Genomic DNA, 543 nt, shown 5'->3' with positions numbered 1-543 from the left:
CTGATCGTAGTCACGCCATCACTGATGGTGATGCTGTTCACGGTGGCACCCGCTTCAACGCTGCCGGTGAAGCTCATACTCGTGGCTTCGTTCGCGTTGACCAGCTCATCGCCGCCGTCATTGAACGCGATGCTGTTCGCACCGTCGCCCGTGGTGGGCGCGCTGGTGTCGATGACTAGGTTGCCCGTGGCCGTGCCACTGTTACCCACCCCGTCGGTGGCGGTCACGGTGACCTCGTAGCTACCGTCCATAAGCGCTGGCAAGGTGTCGTCCACCAAGGTCCAGGTGCCGTCGCCATTGTTAGTGGCGGTGTAATCCACACCCTCGACAGTCACCACGATGCTCGCCTCTGGATCATCTATGGTGCCGGTCAAGGCCGGGGTTGTGTCATTGGTGGTGTTGTCGTTGATGGTCACCGAAGGTGTGGCCGTGTCCAGGGTGGTGGTATCGGTTACCGTACCTGTATTCCCTGCGACGTCAGTCACTGTCATGGTCACGGTCAATTCGCCGTCGGCGAGGCTGGACAGATCTTGCCCAGTGACT

At 60.4% G+C, this 543-nt stretch carries 1 protein-coding gene; it reads right to left on the bottom strand.

All coding sequences use genetic code 11. The features are described from left to right. Nucleotides 1–543 (bottom strand): Ig-like domain-containing protein (locus C2M17_RS08435; RefSeq protein WP_233997946.1); only part of this gene is annotated, 543 nt, incomplete at both ends.

The organism is Pseudoalteromonas sp. T1lg10, from assembly GCF_002964545.1.
Lineage (GTDB): Bacteria > Pseudomonadota > Gammaproteobacteria > Enterobacterales > Alteromonadaceae > Pseudoalteromonas.
The sequence above is the reverse complement of the archived record's forward strand: the minus strand, read 5'-3'. Positions and strand labels throughout refer to the sequence as shown.